Origin of the sequence: Salinispora fenicalii, from assembly GCF_000514815.1 — a bacterium.
GTDB classification, from domain to species: Bacteria; Actinomycetota; Actinomycetes; order Mycobacteriales; family Micromonosporaceae; genus Micromonospora; species Micromonospora fenicalii.
In genome coordinates this window covers 58,073-73,206 of the sequence record NZ_AZWQ01000020.1, presented here as the reverse complement: position 1 = coordinate 73,206, position 15,134 = coordinate 58,073, and the positions used below count along the sequence as shown (strand labels likewise).

The window sequence follows — 15,134 nt, the reverse complement described above, 5'->3', positions numbered from 1 at the left end:
CCAGCGGAGGGGGCCGGACCCCATTGTGCGGTGGTCACCGCTGCACGAAGACCGCCACGCTGCGGGCCGGAACCGTGAACGTGCCGCTGTCGGCCGCGAACGAGGAGGTCCGCAGCGTCTCATCGGCGGAGTTACGCAGCACCGGGTGTAGCGCCACGTCCGCCCCGCGCAGGTCGGTGAGTTGTTGGGTAGCCGACTCCGGCGTGGCGTTGAAGACCACCGTCACCGACCGCCACGGACCACCCAAGCCCCGGCTGTCCAGCGTCATCGTCAGCACGCCGGGCTGCTCCGCGCGGCCCGACAACGGGAACGCCACCCGCTGCTGCACCTGCTCCGCCGTCCGCAACCCGAACACCGGCGAGGAGGAGCGAATCCGAAGCAGCTCGGCATGGCGCGCTTCAGCCAGGTCCATCGTCGCGCAATCGGGCACCAGCCCCGGGTCGGCCAGCAGGGGCCGGGCGTACGGCCACTTGTCCTGGTTGTCGGACTCGGTCGGGAGCCCGACGCCGAACCCGTTGCCCTGGGCGCAGTTCCACCGGATCTGGTTGAACCAGTCACCCGAGTTGTACGAGTTGCGGTCCAGCGACTTCGACCGCAGCCGCTCGCTGCCCGCGGTGACGAAGCCCGTGCCCTGCCCCAGCAGAGCGGTGCCGAGCGCAAGCACCTGCATCCGGGCTCGGTCCACTGCTGTGGTGTCCGCTGGCAGCTTGTACGCCAGCGCGTCGTACAGGATCTCGTTGTCGTGCGCGTCCACGTACGTGACCGACTCGCCCGGCGCGGCCGTGTAGCCGGCTGGTGATCCGTTGTAGTCCACCTGCTCCCCGGTGACCTGCTCCCCGGCGGTGTTGGTGAACCGGTAGCCGCGCAGGTTGCCGGTGAGCCCCACCTTGATCAGGTCGTGCTGGTGCAGCAGCTGCGCTCGCTGCTCCGCCGTTGAACCGTTGACCGGGTCGTGGTTGGGGTCGGTGTACAGCCCGGAGGCGAAGCCCTGTCGCCGTGGGTTGGCGTCGAAGGGGCCGCCCCCGCGCACCGCGTCCCGGAGCCGATCGTTGAAGGTGCCGATACCGGTGCCGGCCAGGTTGGCCTGGGTCGCCTGCACGAACCGGGCGCCGTCGGCTACCTCGCCGAAGTTCCATCCCTCGCCGTACAGCAGGATGCCCCGACCGTCGACTCCGTCGCGGGCGACGGTCAGCTTGTCCAGGGCGGCGCGGACGGCCAGCATGTTCGCCTTCGGATGGTGACCCATCAGGTCGAACCGGAAGCCGTCCACCTTGTACTCTCTCGCCCAGGTGACCACCGAGTCGACCACGAGCTTGCCCATCATGGCGTGCTCGGGTGCGGTGTTGGCGCAGCAGGTTGAGGTGGCGACCGAGCCATCCGCCAACAGCCGGTGGTAGTAGCCGGGAACCACCTGGTCCAGCACCGAGTGCGGGTCGGTGCCCGTCGCCGAGGTGTGGTTGTAGACGACGTCGAGCACCACCCGCAGCCCCGCGCCATTCACCCCGGCGACCATCCGCCGGAACTCGGTGGTCCGCGCCGCCCCGGCCGGGTCAACGGCGTAGCCGCCCTCCGGCACGGTGTAGTGCAGCGGGTCGTACCCCCAGTTGTAGCCGTCGGTGTCGGCGACCTCGGCGACGCATCGCTGCTGTTCGTCCGAGTCGGGCGGGAGCGCCGCCAGGTCGCAGGGGGGCTGCTGCTGGTCGGCGCGGCGTTCGGGGATCGTGGCGAAGTCGAACGCCGGGAGCAGGTGCAGGTGGGTCGTCCCGGCGTCGCCGAGCGCCTTCAGGTGCCGCATCCCCGCGGTGGCCGGTTCCGTGAAGGCATGGAACGTGCCGCGTTGCTCGGCCGGCACCGTGCTGTCAGCGATCGAGAAGTCCCGCACCGACAGCTCGGAGATCTGCGCCTGCGTCGCCGGAACCGCCGCCGGCTTACGCAGCCGCGTCCAGCCCGGTGGCGCAAGCCGTGGGTCGGCGAGATCGACGATCTGGCTGTGGGTGGAGTCGGGGGCGAGCGCCAGCGAGTACGGGTCGGTCACCGCCGAGGTGACCATCTGCTGCTCGGCCGGCTGCCACACCTCGACCTGGTAGCGGTAGTACTTCCCGGTCCAGGAGGGGGTTCCCCGCACTGACCACACGCCGGCGCGGTCGTCCCGTCGCATCGGGACTGGCCGCGGTCGCGACGTCGGCGTGTCGAACAACTGCAGGGTCACCGTACGGGCGGTGGGGGCCCAGACCGCGAGCGTCGGCGCCGCACCGGTGAAGGTCGGGCCGAGCCGCGCCCGGATCGCCGGGGCGTAGACATCATCGAGCACACCGGGGATCTGGACGCCGGTGGCGGCGCGCAGGGTACCTCCGGCGTCCCGCTCGGTCACCACGAGTTGTCCGCGCAGCGCCGCCGGCACCTCGGCCAGGTGCTTTCGGTGCAGGGTGAGCGCCTGATACGCCCCCAGGTGCGGGAACCGCTCGCGCTGTTCCGCGGTCAGCCCGTGCCGCCGGGTCTGCAGCGGGATCGTCCGGTACGTCCCGGCGAGTTCGTCGTCGACCAGGGTCACCCCGCCGGCCGCGGCGCTCACCAGGGCGTACGTTGCGCCGTCCAGGATTTCGGTCGGCCAGGCGAGGGTGCCGCGGTCGATCCAGTGCGCCTTCTGCGTGGCGAGGTCGAGGTCGGTGGTGGTCCTGGTTTCCGGTCGGTGGCTACCGGCGACGAGCAGCGTGGGGCCGAGGTGGTCAGCAGCCCACGGCCCGGCACTGGCCACGGCACGCGCATTGGCATCGCCGGGCGGTTCGAGGTGAACGAAGGTGTTGGTGCCGGCGAGGGTGAGAGTCGCCAGCGAGGCGAGGGTGAGCAGCGCCTTGCGCGGAATCGGCGGGGGTTTCATCGACGGCCTTCCTCTGGTCGCTGATGAGCCGCACGCTAGCTGCCGTGCAAATTTTCTGCAATAGCTTGCAACTACAGTCGGAAGCGGGCAGATAGCTTGCACACGTCCAGGCCCGGCGCCGCCCTCACCCCGCAGCGCCGCCGGACATCGCCGCAGCACCGGGCAGCGGCAGACCGTGGAAGGTCTCGTAGCGAGTGGGGTCGGGCGGCAGGAACCAGTGGAAGCCCAGTTCGAAGAAGACCGCCACCAGGTTCGCCGCCACAATCAGCAGGAACAGCCCGCAGACCACTTTGGATGGCCAGCCGAACCGCACTCCCCGCGGCACCAGCTCGCGACCGAAGATGAGGCTCACGCCGCAGAACACCAAGACGACGCAGAATGTGATGAACGACCAGGTATACAGGTGCAGCCCAAGAACAGCCGATCCGTAGCCGGGATCTGGCGGCGCGATGTGCAGCAAGATCTGACGGGCCGCCACGGCGGCGCCGACCACGGCGGCGACGATGCTCATTCCGTAACCCATGGTGTAGTCGGCGAGCGTCACGTCGCCGCGGCGGGTCCGCCCGATGATGTAGAGCGGCCCACACATCACCAGGATCATGGCCTGCCGTTGCAGGATGCAGAGCGGGCATGGGAGCTCGTCGGCCCCGAACTGCACCACGAACCCGGCAAGCAGCACACCGCAGTAGCTGAGAACGAAGAGGTGCGCGAGCCAGAAGCCCAGACGGCCGGTCATGACACCCTCGATCGATCAGAAGTTCAGCGACAGCTTCGCCGCCATGTGGTGGTTGAACACCACCAGGACGGCGCAGAGCGCAACCGCCCACACGGCGAGGATCGTCCCGCGCCCACTGCCCCGCACGGTGAGCCAGCCGGCGAGGAGCAGCACCGCAAAGATCAATATGGCCATTTACCGACGATACCGCCACTGAAAGTAGATTTCGGGCCAGAATGATAAAACCAACATTGATGACCCATCCGACGCCGAGCCACTTCTTGCCCGAGCCGAGGTTGCATGAATAGCAAGACGGACGTACGGTTTGTCACGTAGTAGAAACAGGTAAGGGCCGCCTAAGCACCGCACCGCCCCCGCCGGTGCGACAGACTGCTCAGGACTGCTCACGGCCACTGGTGTGAAGGAGTACGACGTGGCGAGCCTCGACACCTTCGGTGCGAAGACCCAGCTGCGCGTCGGCGACGCGAGCTACGAGATTTTCAAGATCAACAAGGTGGAGGGGCACGAACGGCTCCCCTACAGCCTCAAAATCCTCCTGGAGAACCTGCTCCGGACCGAGGACGGCGCGAACATCACCGCCGACCACATCCGGCAGCTCGGCGCCTGGGAGCCGACCGCGGACCCAAGCGTGGAGATCCAGTTCACCCCGGCACGGGTGCTGATGCAGGACTTCACCGGCGTGCCCTGCGTGGTTGACCTGGCCACCATGCGGGAGGCCGTGCGGGACCTGGGCGGCGACCCGACCAAGGTCAACCCGCTCGCCCCGGCCGAGTTGGTCATCGACCACTCCGTCATCGCCGACATGTTCGGCCGGGAGGACGCCTTCCAGCGCAACATGGAGCTGGAGTACGAGCGCAACAAGGAGCGCTACCAGTTCCTGCGCTGGGGTCAGAGCGCGTTCCACGGTTTCAAGGTCGTCCCGCCGGGCACCGGCATCGTGCACCAGGTCAACATCGAATACCTCGCCCGAACGGTGATGGAGCGCAACGGCCAGGCCTACCCGGACACGGTGGTCGGCACCGACTCGCACACCACGATGGTCAACGGCCTCGGTGTGCTCGGCTGGGGCGTCGGCGGCATCGAGGCCGAGGCCGCGATGCTCGGCCAGCCGGTCAGCATGCTCATCCCCCGGGTCGTCGGCTTCAAGCTCTCCGGTGAGATGCCGGCCGGCACCACCGCCACCGACCTGGTCCTAACCATCACCGAGATGCTGCGCGAGCACGGTGTGGTCGGCAAGTTCGTCGAGTTCTACGGCCCCGGTGTCAGCGCGGTGCCACTGGCCAACCGGGCCACCATCGGCAACATGTCCCCGGAGTACGGCTCCACTGTCGCGATCTTCCCGGTCGACGCCGAAACCGTGCGCTACCTGGAGCTGACCGGCCGCGACCCGCAGCAGGTCGCGCTCGTCGAGGCGTACGCAAAGGAGCAGGGCCTCTGGCACGACTCCGCCGCGGAGCCGAACTACTCGGAGCGGCTGGAGCTGGACCTGGGCACCATCGAGCCGTCGCTCGCCGGCCCGAAGCGGCCCCAGGACCGGGTGCCGCTGGGCAACGCCAAGACCCTGTTCCGGGCAGCACTCACCGACTACGTCGCCGAGGAAGCGGACAACGGCGATGCCGGGCTGGCGCCCGAGAGCGTCAACGGCCCCGCCGACAACGCCAGCGCCGAGTCCTTCCCCGCCAGCGATGCCCCCGCGAACAAGGTCTCCGACCCCGCTGACGCCCCGCATGACCTGGCGAACGCGGCCGTGGGCGCCGGTGGCCGGGCCACCAACCCGATCCGGGTGACCGGTGCCGACGGCACCGAGTTCGAGCTGGACCACGGTGCGGTGGTGATCGCCGCCATCACCTCCTGCACCAACACCTCCAATCCGCAGGTGATGATCGGCGCCGCGCTGCTGGCCCGCAACGCCGTGGACCGGGGCCTGACCCGCAAGCCGTGGGTGAAGACCACCCTCGCCCCGGGCTCGAAGGTCGTCATGGACTACTACGAGCGGGCCGGCCTCACCCCGTACCTGGACAAGCTCGGCTTCAACCTGGTCGGCTACGGCTGCACCACCTGCATCGGTAACTCCGGCCCGCTGCCGGAGGAGATCTCCGCGGCGGTGAACGAGAAGGACCTCGCGGTCGTCTCGGTACTCTCCGGCAACCGCAACTTCGAGGGCCGGATCAACCCGGACGTCAAGATGAACTACCTGGCGTCCCCGCCGCTGGTGGTTGCGTACGCGCTCGCTGGCACCATGGACATCGACCTGGCCAACGAGCCGATCGGCGATGATGCCCAGGGAAACCCGGTGTTCCTGCGCGACATCTGGCCGAGCAGCACCGAGATCCAGGAGGTCATCTCCGCCGCAATCGGCGCCGGTGGCTTCAGCTCGGCGTACGCGGATGTCTTCGCCGGTGACGAGCGGTGGCAGACACTGCCGACGCCGACCGGTGACACCTTCGCCTGGGAGGGCGAGTCGACCTACGTCCGCAAGCCCCCGTACTTCGAGGGCATGCAGCGCGAGCCGGAGCCGGTCCGCGATATCGGGGCGGCGCGGGTCCTGGCCAAGCTCGGCGACTCGGTAACCACCGACCACATCTCGCCCGCTGGTGCGATCAAGGCCGACTCCCCCGCGGGTCGGTACCTCGCCGAGCACGGCGTGCCGCGGCACGAGTTCAACTCGTACGGCTCCCGCCGGGGTAACCACGAGGTCATGATTCGGGGCACCTTCGCCAACATCCGGCTGCGTAACCAGCTTCGGGTGCCCGGTGGCGACTCCGCTACCGGGACCGCACTCCCAGAGGGCGGGTTCACGGTTAACCACCTGACCGGCGAGCAGAGCACTATCTACGATGCCGCGGTGGCCTACCAGGAGGCGGGGATCCCGCTGATCATCCTGGCCGGCAAGGAGTACGGTTCGGGTTCGTCCCGGGACTGGGCCGCCAAGGGCACGATGCTGCTGGGCGTCAAGGCGGTCATCGCCGAGTCGTACGAGCGGATCCACCGCTCCAACCTGATCGGTATGGGCGTCCTGCCGCTGCAGTTCCCGGCCGGCGAGACCGCCGAGTCGCTGGGCCTGTCCGGCACCGAGTCCTTCTGCATCACCGGAGTCACCGCCCTCAACGAGGGCAACACCCCGCGGACCGTCCAGGTCACCACCGACACCGGGGTCGAGTTCGACGCGGTGGTCCGCATCGACACTCCCGGAGAGGCGAACTACTTCCGGCACGGCGGCATCCTGCAGTACATGCTGCGCCGGATGATCGGCTGAAGCGGTAACGGACGGGGCCCCCACGCCGGTGGGGGCCCCGTCGCGTATCCGCCGGCGGGTCGGCCTCTGCCGACCCGAAGCGACTCCCCTGCCTCGCCACCGCTGCTGACCGGACGTTGCCGCGAGCCAGCAGCCCGATCTCGGGTGTGATCTCGTCATGCTGTGCCAGGCTCGTGGTCATGGACGACAAGACCATCCTGAAGCGCATCTCCGAGCTGGTTGACGAGGAACACCAGCTCCGCGCCGCGGCCCAGGCCAACGAGGAGGGCACCGACGACGAGAGCCGCGACCGGCTCCGGGATCTGGCGGCATCGCTGGACCAGTGCTGGGACCTGCTCCGCCGGCGGCGTGCCGCCCGATCCACCCACGGCGACCCGGACGCCCAGGGCGTACGCCCGGCGCCGGAGGTGGCGCGCTACCTCCAGTAGAGGCGGTGCCGGGCCCGCCCGGCGTTGCCTACCACTTTGACCGCGAAGGAGCATCCTGGTGAGGCAGGCCCGCCTCCCTCGGAGCAGTGCTCAACGCCGGCCCGCCTCCCAGAGCAATTTCAACGTAGGCCCGCCTCCCGGAGCAGCTGTTCGGTGAGCGCCAGCGGTTCTGTCTGCTCCGCCGGCAGACCACGGGCGGCGAACCAGGTGGTGACTACCCGAACGTCTCGGGCCAGGTACTCCGGCCCCTGTGGGTTGGCGACCAGATCCACGACCTGAGGCAGGTCGATGAGGACCAGGCGCCCCTCGTGCACCAGCAGGTTGTAGGGCGACAGGTCACCGTGGGCATGGCCAGCCCGAGCGAGTACCACCAGCGCCTCGACGAGTTGTTCCCACAGGTCACGCAGTTCGGCCTCCGCCGGCCGCAGCTGCGCCAGCCGTGGGGCGGCCTGTCCCTCGTCGCAGTCACCGAGAAACTCCAGCATCAGCTCGGTGCCCCGTAGCTGAACCGGGTAGGGCACGGTGATCGTGCCGTACCGGGCACCGATCTCCCACAGCCGGCCGAGCACGGCGAACTCCGCCGCCGCCCACTGTCCAGCGATCATCTGCCGGCCGAACGCGGTTCGCCGGGTCATCGCCCGCATCTCCCGGGATCGTCGGACGCGCCGCCCCTCCAGATATCCCGCGTCTCGGTGGAACAGCCGGTGGTCGGCATCTCGGTATCGTTTGGCCGCGAGCAGGCAGGACCGATCGGTGTCGGGCACGGCGCGGCGGACGAGATGGACGTCCGCCTCCTTGCCGGTCTTGAGTACGCCCAGGTCGGTGTCCTTGGCGGCCAGCTCCGTCACCAGCCAGGCGGGGTACGGCTGGGGACCGTGGATCGCGTCGTCCCAGGACGACCAGGTCTGGGCGTCCGTCAGCGGGTCGGAGTCAACGGGCTGCGGCCCGGTTCTCCACCCGCGCTTGGTGAAGCGTGGTTCGTCATCGTCGAAGCGGCGTCTGCCGCGGGTCCGGCGTTCCGGTACCGGAGAGTCGTGATCGCGCACTGCGGTGAATTCCCTCGGTCGAGGTCAATGGAGACAGCGGGAAGTGACCTGTGTAGACGGCCATGACCGACCTCCTCTCCTCGACCCGAGCCACCCGCCCGGGTGCGTACCGTGCGGTCCCCATGCTCACCGTCGGCTCGCCGCACGGCAACCGGTATTACGCCGCGAGCACCGCGGCGAAGGCGGCGATCAACCCATCGACCGCGTAGGTGGGGGCGAACCGTCCATCGGTCCAGGTGCGACCCCGGTGCAGCCAAACGCTGGGTAGTCCCACGGCCGCGGCACCGCCGATGTCCGCCTCCGGGCCGTCGCCGACCACCCAGGCCCCGTGCAGCGGCATCCGGACCCGCTGCGCGGCCAGTGCGAAGATTCGCGGATTCGGTTTGCTGACCCCGGCCGCCTCGGAGATCACCCAGTCGGCCAGGTAGCGGTTGAGCCCGGTCCGCCGGATCTTCTCCTCCTGTTGCCGTACCGTCCCATTGGAGACCACCACCGGCATCCACCCGGCATCGCCGACGATCTGCAGCGCGCACGCCACCAGTGGATCGAGTCGGGTGCCGGCGAGCATCCCCTCGTGCAGCTCCTCGACCAGGTCGACCGAGCGGACCGCCAGCGAGTAGCGGTTTCGGATCGCATCCGCCACATCCCACCGATCGGTAAGCCCATCCGCGTCAACGGAGAGCAGCCAATCGAGGTCACCTGGCGGTGCACCGATCTTGACCAGGAAGTGCTTGCCCCAGGATCGGAACAAATTCTCTCGATCGAGCAGGGTGTTATCCAGGTCAAGAAGGAGCAGCGGCACTCCGGCACCTTACGGGACCGAGGTGCCCGCCCGACAGGCCCAGACAGCCAAATGGTCAGAATTTTGTGACAAACGGATGAAGCGCCGGCAGGGGAATCCGCGGAAGAGGGCGGACGCGGGCTATCAGCCAGCGGATCAAATTGCAAGCCGTACGTACGGTTTGCAGGACGCCGGGTGGTTTGACACGATCGACCCGTGCCCAGAGTAAGTCAGGACCAACTTGACGCGCGCCGGCAGGAGATCCTCACCGCCGCCCGGGTCTGCTTTGCCCGACACGGGTACGAGGGCGCCACCGTGCGCCGCCTGGAGGAGGCCACCGGGCTCTCCCGTGGGGCGATCTTCCACCACTTCCGCGACAAGGACTCCCTCTTCCTTGCCGTGGCCGAGGACGATGCCGCGGCGATGGTCGAAACTGTCGCCCGCAACGGCCTGGTGCAGGTCATGCGAGATCTGCTGGCCCGGGCTACCTCCCCCGACACGACGGGCTGGCTCGGCAGCCAGCTGGAGGTCTCGCGCCGGCTCCGCACCGACCCCGCGTTCGCCCGGCGGTGGACCGAACGGTCCGCGGCGATCGCCGAAGCCACCCGCGACCGCCTGCTCCGCCAGCGCGAGGCGGGCGTCCTGCGCGACGACATCCCCATCGACGTTCTCGCCCAGTTCCTGAAGCTGGCGTACGACGGTCTGGTCCTGCACCTGGCGATGGGTCGCCCCGCCGACGACCTCGGACCGGTACTCAACCTGGTCGAGGAAGCCGTCCGTCGGCGCTGACCGTCCCTGCCCATCCCGGCCCTGGCGGCCCTCCTCTCAGCTGGCATCGGTGACCCACAATGGGTCCCATCCCCATGACAGGAGTGTCCTATGATCCTCCTCGCCGCCCCCAGCAACACCTGGGGCATCCCCGGCCCAGTCTTCCTCGGGCTATACCTGGTGACCGCCGCCGTTCTCGTCGCTATCGCACTCCAACGTCGAAACGAGGTACTGAACGGGTCGACGTACGACGCGAACCTGCTCGGCCCCCAGCAGGTCGCCTACCTCCGCGGTGGTGCGCAGCTGGCGGTCTGGACAGCTCTCGCGGGGCTCCGCAGCGCTGGTGCGATCAATGTGGGCCCGGACCGACGGTTGACCGCCAGCGACTCGCTGCCCATCGGCAGCACTGCGTTGGACCAGGCCATCCACCTCGCCGCCAGCCGAGGCCTACGGGCCCAGGAGCTCAGCAGCGACCGAGGAGTGCGCCAGGTCGTCCACCAGCTCCGCGGTGAGCTGGTGCAACACGGCCTGGCGCTCTCTGCCGAGCAGCGGGCTGCCCTACGCAACGCGGTACTGCCACTCACCGTCCTGTTCGCCATCGGCGTGCTGCGGTTCGGGGCCGGTCTGGCGAACGAACGTCCCGTCGGCTGGCTCATTCTGGCCCAAGTCGCGCTGCTGGTCGTGACAATTCTGCTTTTCCAGCGCCCATGGCGCACCCGAACCGCCGACCGGGTCCTACGCCGGCTACACCACCGGCACACGCATCTGGCACCCCGCCACAATCCGGCCTATGCCACCTATGGCGCCACCGGGGCGGCGATGGGCGTCGCCCTCTTCGGCACGGCCGCCCTGTGGGCCATGGACCCCGGCTTCGCCGAGCAGGCGCAGATCCAGCAACAGTTCCTAGCCGACAGTTCAACAGTCGGCGGGGGCGGCACTGCCGGAGCAGGAAGCGGCGGTGGCTGTGGTGGTGGCGGCGGGGGCGGTGGGTGCGGCGGATGACCGGTCCGGTCGGGGTGGGCATCGGATGGCGGCCCGAGATCGCTGGCTTCGTCGCCGGCCTCCCCGGGCTACGCTTCGTCGAGGTGATCGCCGAATCGGTGCCGACCGCTGGTCCGCTGCCGGCTGGGCTCACCGCGCTGCGGGAACGCGGCGTGGCCGTCGTCCCGCACGGGGTGCGGCTCTCCCTCGGCGGCGCCGAGCCGGTCGATCCCGCCCGGGTAGCTCACCTGGCCGCGGTGGCCGACCTGACCGGGGCAGCGCTGGTGAGCGAGCACATCGCCTTCGTCCGTGCCGGCGGGCTGGAGGCAGGTCACCTGCTACCCCTGCCGCGCAGCAGGGAGGCGGTGACAGCGGTCTGCGCCAATGTCGCCCGCGCCCAGGCCGAGTTGCCGGTGCCGATCGCGCTGGAACCGATCGCCGCGCTCTTCGACTGGCCCGACGACGAACTGGACGAGGCGGCGTTCCTCACCGAAATCCTGGATCGTACCGGCGCCCACCTGCTGCTCGACGTCGCCAACGTCTATGCCAATTCCCGCAACCGGGGCACCGACCCGCTCGACCTGCTGGACCGACTGCCGCTGGAACGGGTCGCGTACGCGCACGTGGCCGGCGGGGCCGAGCAGGACGGCTACTACCACGACACACACACCAACCCGGTGTCCCGGCCCGTACTCGACCTGGTGGGTGAGCTGTGCGCTCGCCACAGACCACCGGCCCTGCTCCTGGAACGGGACGGGAACTTCCCCCCGGCCGCTACCCTCCACGCCGAGTTGGACGCGCTCGCCGCCGTCGGCGGCCTCCCGGGGGTCACGTGACCCCCGCCAGCCCGGCGAACGTACCGGCGACACGGCCCACCGACCCGAGGGTGACCACGCTGGCCGCCCGGCAGGCCGCCCTCGTCGCCGCTCTGGTGGCCGACGCCCCGCCGCCACCAGGTTTCGCTCCGGAACCGCTGGCCGCTGCACGGGCTGCCCTGCTGCGTAAGCGGGCCGGCGAGGTGGCCCGATACTGGCCACTGCTCGCCACCGGCCTGCACCCACGGTGGCTGGAGGTGTTCCAGCACTGGGCTGCCGGGCGACCGCCCGCCGGCGCCCTTCGCGAGGGTTGGGATCTGGCCCGCTACCTCCACGGCGCCGGCGAGCTGCCGCCGCTGGGCGCGGACGAGTTGGCCTGCTGGCAAGCCGGGTACCACTACCCGGAGCCGGGTCGTCCGCCACGGCCACGCCGGCTGCCGTCCTGGGGGCGGGTCGGCGGCGCCATCGCGATTCAGGTCGCCGGTCGGGTGCGCCTCCTGCGTCCCGCCCGCCGCCATCCCTAGCCAGCCCCGCTTGGCGGCGGGCGGATACGGCAGGATCAGGGCATGGATCTCGGCCTAACTGACCGCGTGTACGTACTCACCGGTGCTTCCCGGGGCCTCGGCTACGCGACCGCGGAGGCGCTCGTCGCCGACGGGGCTCGGGTCGTCCTCGCCGCCCGGGACGCCGCGGCGGTGACCGCCGCCGCCCACCGCCTCGGTGGCCCCGCGCACGCCGTCGGCGTGGCCGCCGACCTCTCCGCCCCGGAGCTGCCCGAACGGCTGACGGCGGCCGCCCGGGAGGCGTTCGGGCGGCTGGACGGCGCGCTGGTGTCGGTGGGCGGCCCACCGCCGGGTAGCGCGGCCACGGTGACCGACGAGCAGTGGCGCAGCTCCTTCGAAACGATCTTCCTCGGCACCGTCCGAATGGCTCGGACCGTCGCCGCCGAGCTGCCTGACGGCGGGGCGATCGGGCTGGTGCTGTCCACCTCGGCCCGGGCGCCACTGGCCGGCCTGGGCATCTCCAACGGCCTTCGGCCCGGCCTGGCCGGGGTCGCCAAGGACATGGCCGACGAGTACGGCCCCCGGGGCGTTCGGGTGGTGGGGCTGCTGCCAGGACGCATCCTGACCGACCGGAACGCGCAACTCTTCGCCGCCGCCGGGGACCCCGAGCAGGCCCGCGCCATGGCGGAGGCGGAGATCCCGCTCCGCCGGCTGGGTGAGCCGGCGGAGTTCGGCCGGGTGGCGGCGTTCGTGCTCTCCCCCGCCGCCAGCTACCTGACCGGAATCACGCTACCCGTGGACGGCGGCGCGCTACGCGGGCTGTAGTCACCCAGTCCCCAGAGCAGACATCGGTCGAGGAGCGGCGCTGGCTAGTTGGCGGCGGCCGGCGGCAGCGCCTCCTCGGCAACGTAGGAGCGCATCGGCAGCGTCACCGGCTCCGGCCCGGTCGCGTCCTGGTACGGCGTCGGCGAGTCGGCGACCGCGAACTGCGTCCGGTACAGCTCGGCGTAGAGCCCGCCCAGGACGACCAGTTCCTCATGTCGCCCCTGCTCGACGATCTGCCCCTGATCGAGTACGAGAATCTGGTCGGCCTCCCGCACCGTGGAGAGCCGGTGCGCGATGACCAGCGCGGTCCGCCCCGTCAACGCTACCGAGAGCGCCTGCTGCACCGCCGCCTCGCTCTCCGAGTCCAGATGCGCGGTGGCCTCATCGAGGATCACGATCGAGGGCGCCTTGAGCAGGACCCGGGCGATCGCGATGCGTTGCTTCTCACCGCCGGAGAAGCGATAGCCGCGCTCGCCCACCACCGTGTCCAGGCCGTCGGGCAACGCCCGCACAAGATCCGCCACCTGGGCGCCGGCCAGGGCCGCCCAGAGTTCGTCGTCGGTGGCCGCCGGCTTGGCGTACCGCAGGTTCTCGGCGATGGTCTCGTGGAACAGGTGTGAGTCCTGGGTGACGACACCGATCTCGTCGCGCAGGGAGTCCAGGCTGGCGTCCCGGACATCAACCCCGCCGACGAGCACCTGACCGTCGGTAACGTCGTAGAGCCGAGAGATCAGCATGGACAGGGTCGACTTGCCCGCCCCGGAGGGCCCGACCAGGGCGACCATCTGCCCCGGCTCGACGGCGAACGACACGCCTCGGAGCACCGGCTCGGTGACCGTCCGATCGAGGGCGGCGACCTCCTCCAGGGAGGCCAGCGAAATCTCGGCGGCGCTCGGGTAGCGGAATTGCACCGACCGGAACTCGACCCGACCGTCGCCGCGCGGCACGGTGACGGCAGCGGCCTTCTCGGTGATGGCGGGTTGCAGGTCGAGCACCTCGTAGACCCGGTCGAACGAGACCAACGCGCTCATCACGTCAACCCGCACGTTGGACAGCGCGGTGAGTGGGCCGTAGAGCCGGGTGAGCAGCAACGCGAGCGTTACGACGGTGCCGGCACTGACGCTGCCGGTGACCGCCAGCCACCCGCCCAGCCCGTAGGTGAGCGCCTGCGCGAGCGAGGCGACCAGCAGCATCGCTACGAAGAAGGTCCGCGAGTACATCGCGGACTGGATACCGATGTCCCGGACCCGTTCGGCCCGCGCGGCGAACCGATGTGCCTCATTGTCGGGCTGGCCGAAGAGCTTGACCAGCAGTGCCCCGGAGACGCCGAAGCGCTCGGTCATCGTCGCGTTCATCTTCGCGTCGAGGTTGTAGGACTCTCGGGTGATCTCGGCGAGGCGCCGCCCGACCCGGCGGGCCGGAATGATGAACACCGGCAGCAGCACCAACGACAATGCGGTGATCTGCCACGACAAGGTGAACATCACCGCCGCGGTGAGCACCAGCTGGATGACGTTGCTGACCACCCCGGACAGGGTCGAGGTGAACGCGCGCTGCGCGCCGAGCACGTCGTTGTTGAGTCGACTGACCAGCGCCCCGGTCTGCGTCCGGGTGAAGAACTGCAACGGCATCCGCTGGACATGGTCGTAAACCCGGGTCCGCAGGTCGAGGATGATGCCCTCACCGATGCGGGCCGAATACCACCGCTGGGCGAGCGAGAGCAACGCATCTGCCACCGCGAGCGCGGCGATCACCAACGCCAGCCGAACGACCAGGGAGGATGCCTCGGTGCCGCCCCGCGTGATGGCGTCGATCACCTTGCCGGCGAGCACCGGGGTGGCGACCCCGATCATCGCGGCCAGCACGACGGTAGCCAGGAAGACGACGATGTCCCGCCGGTACGGCTGGGCGAAGCCGACGATCCGACGCGCCACCCCACGCTGGAGCCGGTGCGCCGAGATCTCGTCGTGGCTACGCATTGACCGGAGCATGCTCCAGCCACCCATGCCGCCGCCGGACATCGGATTGGACACGCTCACCTCCGGGTCATCGGGCCGACCACAACCTCCGGGTCGATTCTCCCGACGCCTGTGACAACCCGGTCAGTAACCCGAATC

General features: G+C 69.8%; 13 protein-coding genes. 7 read left to right on the top strand and 6 right to left on the bottom strand.

All coding sequences use genetic code 11. From position 1 onward, the window contains the following. Positions 1 to 34 precede the first annotated feature (34 nt). The 3 genes from pulA to B116_RS27815 form a co-directional block, all read right to left on the bottom strand. Positions 35 to 2,878 carry a pullulanase-type alpha-1,6-glucosidase gene (gene pulA / locus B116_RS0110430; protein ID WP_027660049.1) on the bottom strand — a complete coding sequence of 948 codons (2,844 nt, stop codon included), beginning with the start codon at positions 2,876 to 2,878 and terminating at the stop codon, positions 35 to 37. 124 nt (positions 2,879 to 3,002) lie between these two features. Continuing rightward, positions 3,003 to 3,614 carry a disulfide bond formation protein B gene (locus B116_RS0110425; RefSeq protein WP_027660048.1) on the bottom strand — a complete coding sequence of 204 codons (612 nt, stop codon included), beginning with the start codon at positions 3,612 to 3,614 and terminating at the stop codon, positions 3,003 to 3,005. Positions 3,615 to 3,629: 15 nt separating this feature from the next. Continuing rightward, on the bottom strand, positions 3,630 to 3,788 hold the full coding sequence (locus B116_RS27815) for a DUF5993 family protein (protein ID WP_018722907.1): 159 nt from the start codon (positions 3,786 to 3,788) through the stop codon (positions 3,630 to 3,632). Between the two features lie 223 nt (positions 3,789 to 4,011). Here B116_RS27815 and B116_RS0110415 point away from each other — a divergent pair, with 223 nt between their 5' ends. Beyond that, positions 4,012 to 6,870 carry an aconitate hydratase gene (locus B116_RS0110415; RefSeq protein WP_018722906.1) on the top strand — a complete coding sequence of 953 codons (2,859 nt, stop codon included), beginning with the start codon at positions 4,012 to 4,014 and terminating at the stop codon, positions 6,868 to 6,870. Positions 6,871 to 7,049: 179 nt separating this feature from the next. Further along, on the top strand, positions 7,050 to 7,298 hold the full coding sequence (locus B116_RS0110410; protein WP_018251532.1) for a DUF2630 family protein: 249 nt from the start codon (positions 7,050 to 7,052) through the stop codon (positions 7,296 to 7,298). 119 nt (positions 7,299 to 7,417) lie between these two features. Here B116_RS0110410 and B116_RS0110405 read toward each other — a convergent pair whose 3' ends face one another. Next, positions 7,418 to 8,344, bottom strand: a complete 927-nt coding sequence (locus tag B116_RS0110405; RefSeq protein ID WP_018722905.1) for a serine protein kinase RIO — start codon at positions 8,342 to 8,344, stop codon at positions 7,418 to 7,420. Between the two features lie 157 nt (positions 8,345 to 8,501). After that, positions 8,502 to 9,146 (bottom strand): HAD family hydrolase, encoded by a 645-nt coding sequence (locus B116_RS0110400; protein ID WP_018722904.1) that lies wholly within the window; start codon positions 9,144 to 9,146, stop codon positions 8,502 to 8,504. A 195-nt stretch (positions 9,147 to 9,341) separates the two neighbouring features. Here B116_RS0110400 and B116_RS0110395 point away from each other — a divergent pair, with 195 nt between their 5' ends. From B116_RS0110395 to B116_RS0110375, 5 genes are all read left to right on the top strand, one after another. Beyond that, positions 9,342 to 9,914, top strand: coding sequence for a TetR/AcrR family transcriptional regulator (locus B116_RS0110395; RefSeq protein ID WP_018722903.1), 573 nt, complete (start codon positions 9,342 to 9,344; stop codon positions 9,912 to 9,914). Between the two features lie 90 nt (positions 9,915 to 10,004). After that, the gene (locus tag B116_RS0110390) at positions 10,005 to 10,895 is read left to right on the top strand and encodes a TIGR04222 domain-containing membrane protein (RefSeq protein WP_027660047.1); all 891 of its coding nucleotides are present in this window, start codon (positions 10,005 to 10,007) and stop codon (positions 10,893 to 10,895) included. Next, entirely contained in the window at positions 10,892 to 11,710 is an 819-nt protein-coding gene (locus tag B116_RS0110385; RefSeq protein ID WP_027660046.1) for a DUF692 domain-containing protein, read from the top strand. The genes B116_RS0110390 and B116_RS0110385 overlap by 4 nt, the downstream gene beginning before the upstream one ends. Next, positions 11,707 to 12,213, top strand: a complete 507-nt coding sequence (locus B116_RS0110380) for a hypothetical protein (RefSeq protein WP_027660045.1) — start codon at positions 11,707 to 11,709, stop codon at positions 12,211 to 12,213. The genes B116_RS0110385 and B116_RS0110380 overlap by 4 nt, the downstream gene beginning before the upstream one ends. A 42-nt stretch (positions 12,214 to 12,255) precedes the next feature. After that, the gene (locus B116_RS0110375) at positions 12,256 to 13,017 is read left to right on the top strand and encodes an SDR family oxidoreductase (protein ID WP_027660044.1); all 762 of its coding nucleotides are present in this window, start codon (positions 12,256 to 12,258) and stop codon (positions 13,015 to 13,017) included. 44 nt (positions 13,018 to 13,061) lie between these two features. Here B116_RS0110375 and B116_RS0110370 read toward each other — a convergent pair whose 3' ends face one another. Beyond that, positions 13,062 to 15,038: an ABC transporter ATP-binding protein gene (locus B116_RS0110370; protein ID WP_033667542.1), complete on the bottom strand. Its 1,977-nt coding sequence runs from the start codon at positions 15,036 to 15,038 to the stop codon at positions 13,062 to 13,064. Between the last annotated feature and the right edge of the window lie 96 nt (positions 15,039 to 15,134).

Bases quoted from the DNA above. Each gene is read 5' to 3' on its own strand.
- pulA (WP_027660049.1), bottom strand. From the start codon at position 2,878: ATGAAACCCCCGCCGATTCCGCGCAAGGCGCTGCTCACCCTCGCCTCG.
- B116_RS0110425 (WP_027660048.1), bottom strand. From the start codon at position 3,614: ATGACCGGCCGTCTGGGCTTCTGGCTCGCGCACCTCTTCGTTCTCAGC.
- B116_RS27815 (WP_018722907.1), bottom strand. From the start codon at position 3,788: ATGGCCATATTGATCTTTGCGGTGCTGCTCCTCGCCGGCTGGCTCACC.
- B116_RS0110410 (WP_018251532.1), top strand. From the start codon at position 7,050: ATGGACGACAAGACCATCCTGAAGCGCATCTCCGAGCTGGTTGACGAG.
- B116_RS0110390 (WP_027660047.1), top strand. From the start codon at position 10,005: ATGATCCTCCTCGCCGCCCCCAGCAACACCTGGGGCATCCCCGGCCCA.
- B116_RS0110385 (WP_027660046.1), top strand. From the start codon at position 10,892: ATGACCGGTCCGGTCGGGGTGGGCATCGGATGGCGGCCCGAGATCGCT.
- B116_RS0110375 (WP_027660044.1), top strand. From the start codon at position 12,256: ATGGATCTCGGCCTAACTGACCGCGTGTACGTACTCACCGGTGCTTCC.
- B116_RS0110370 (WP_033667542.1), bottom strand. From the start codon at position 15,038: ATGTCCGGCGGCGGCATGGGTGGCTGGAGCATGCTCCGGTCAATGCGT.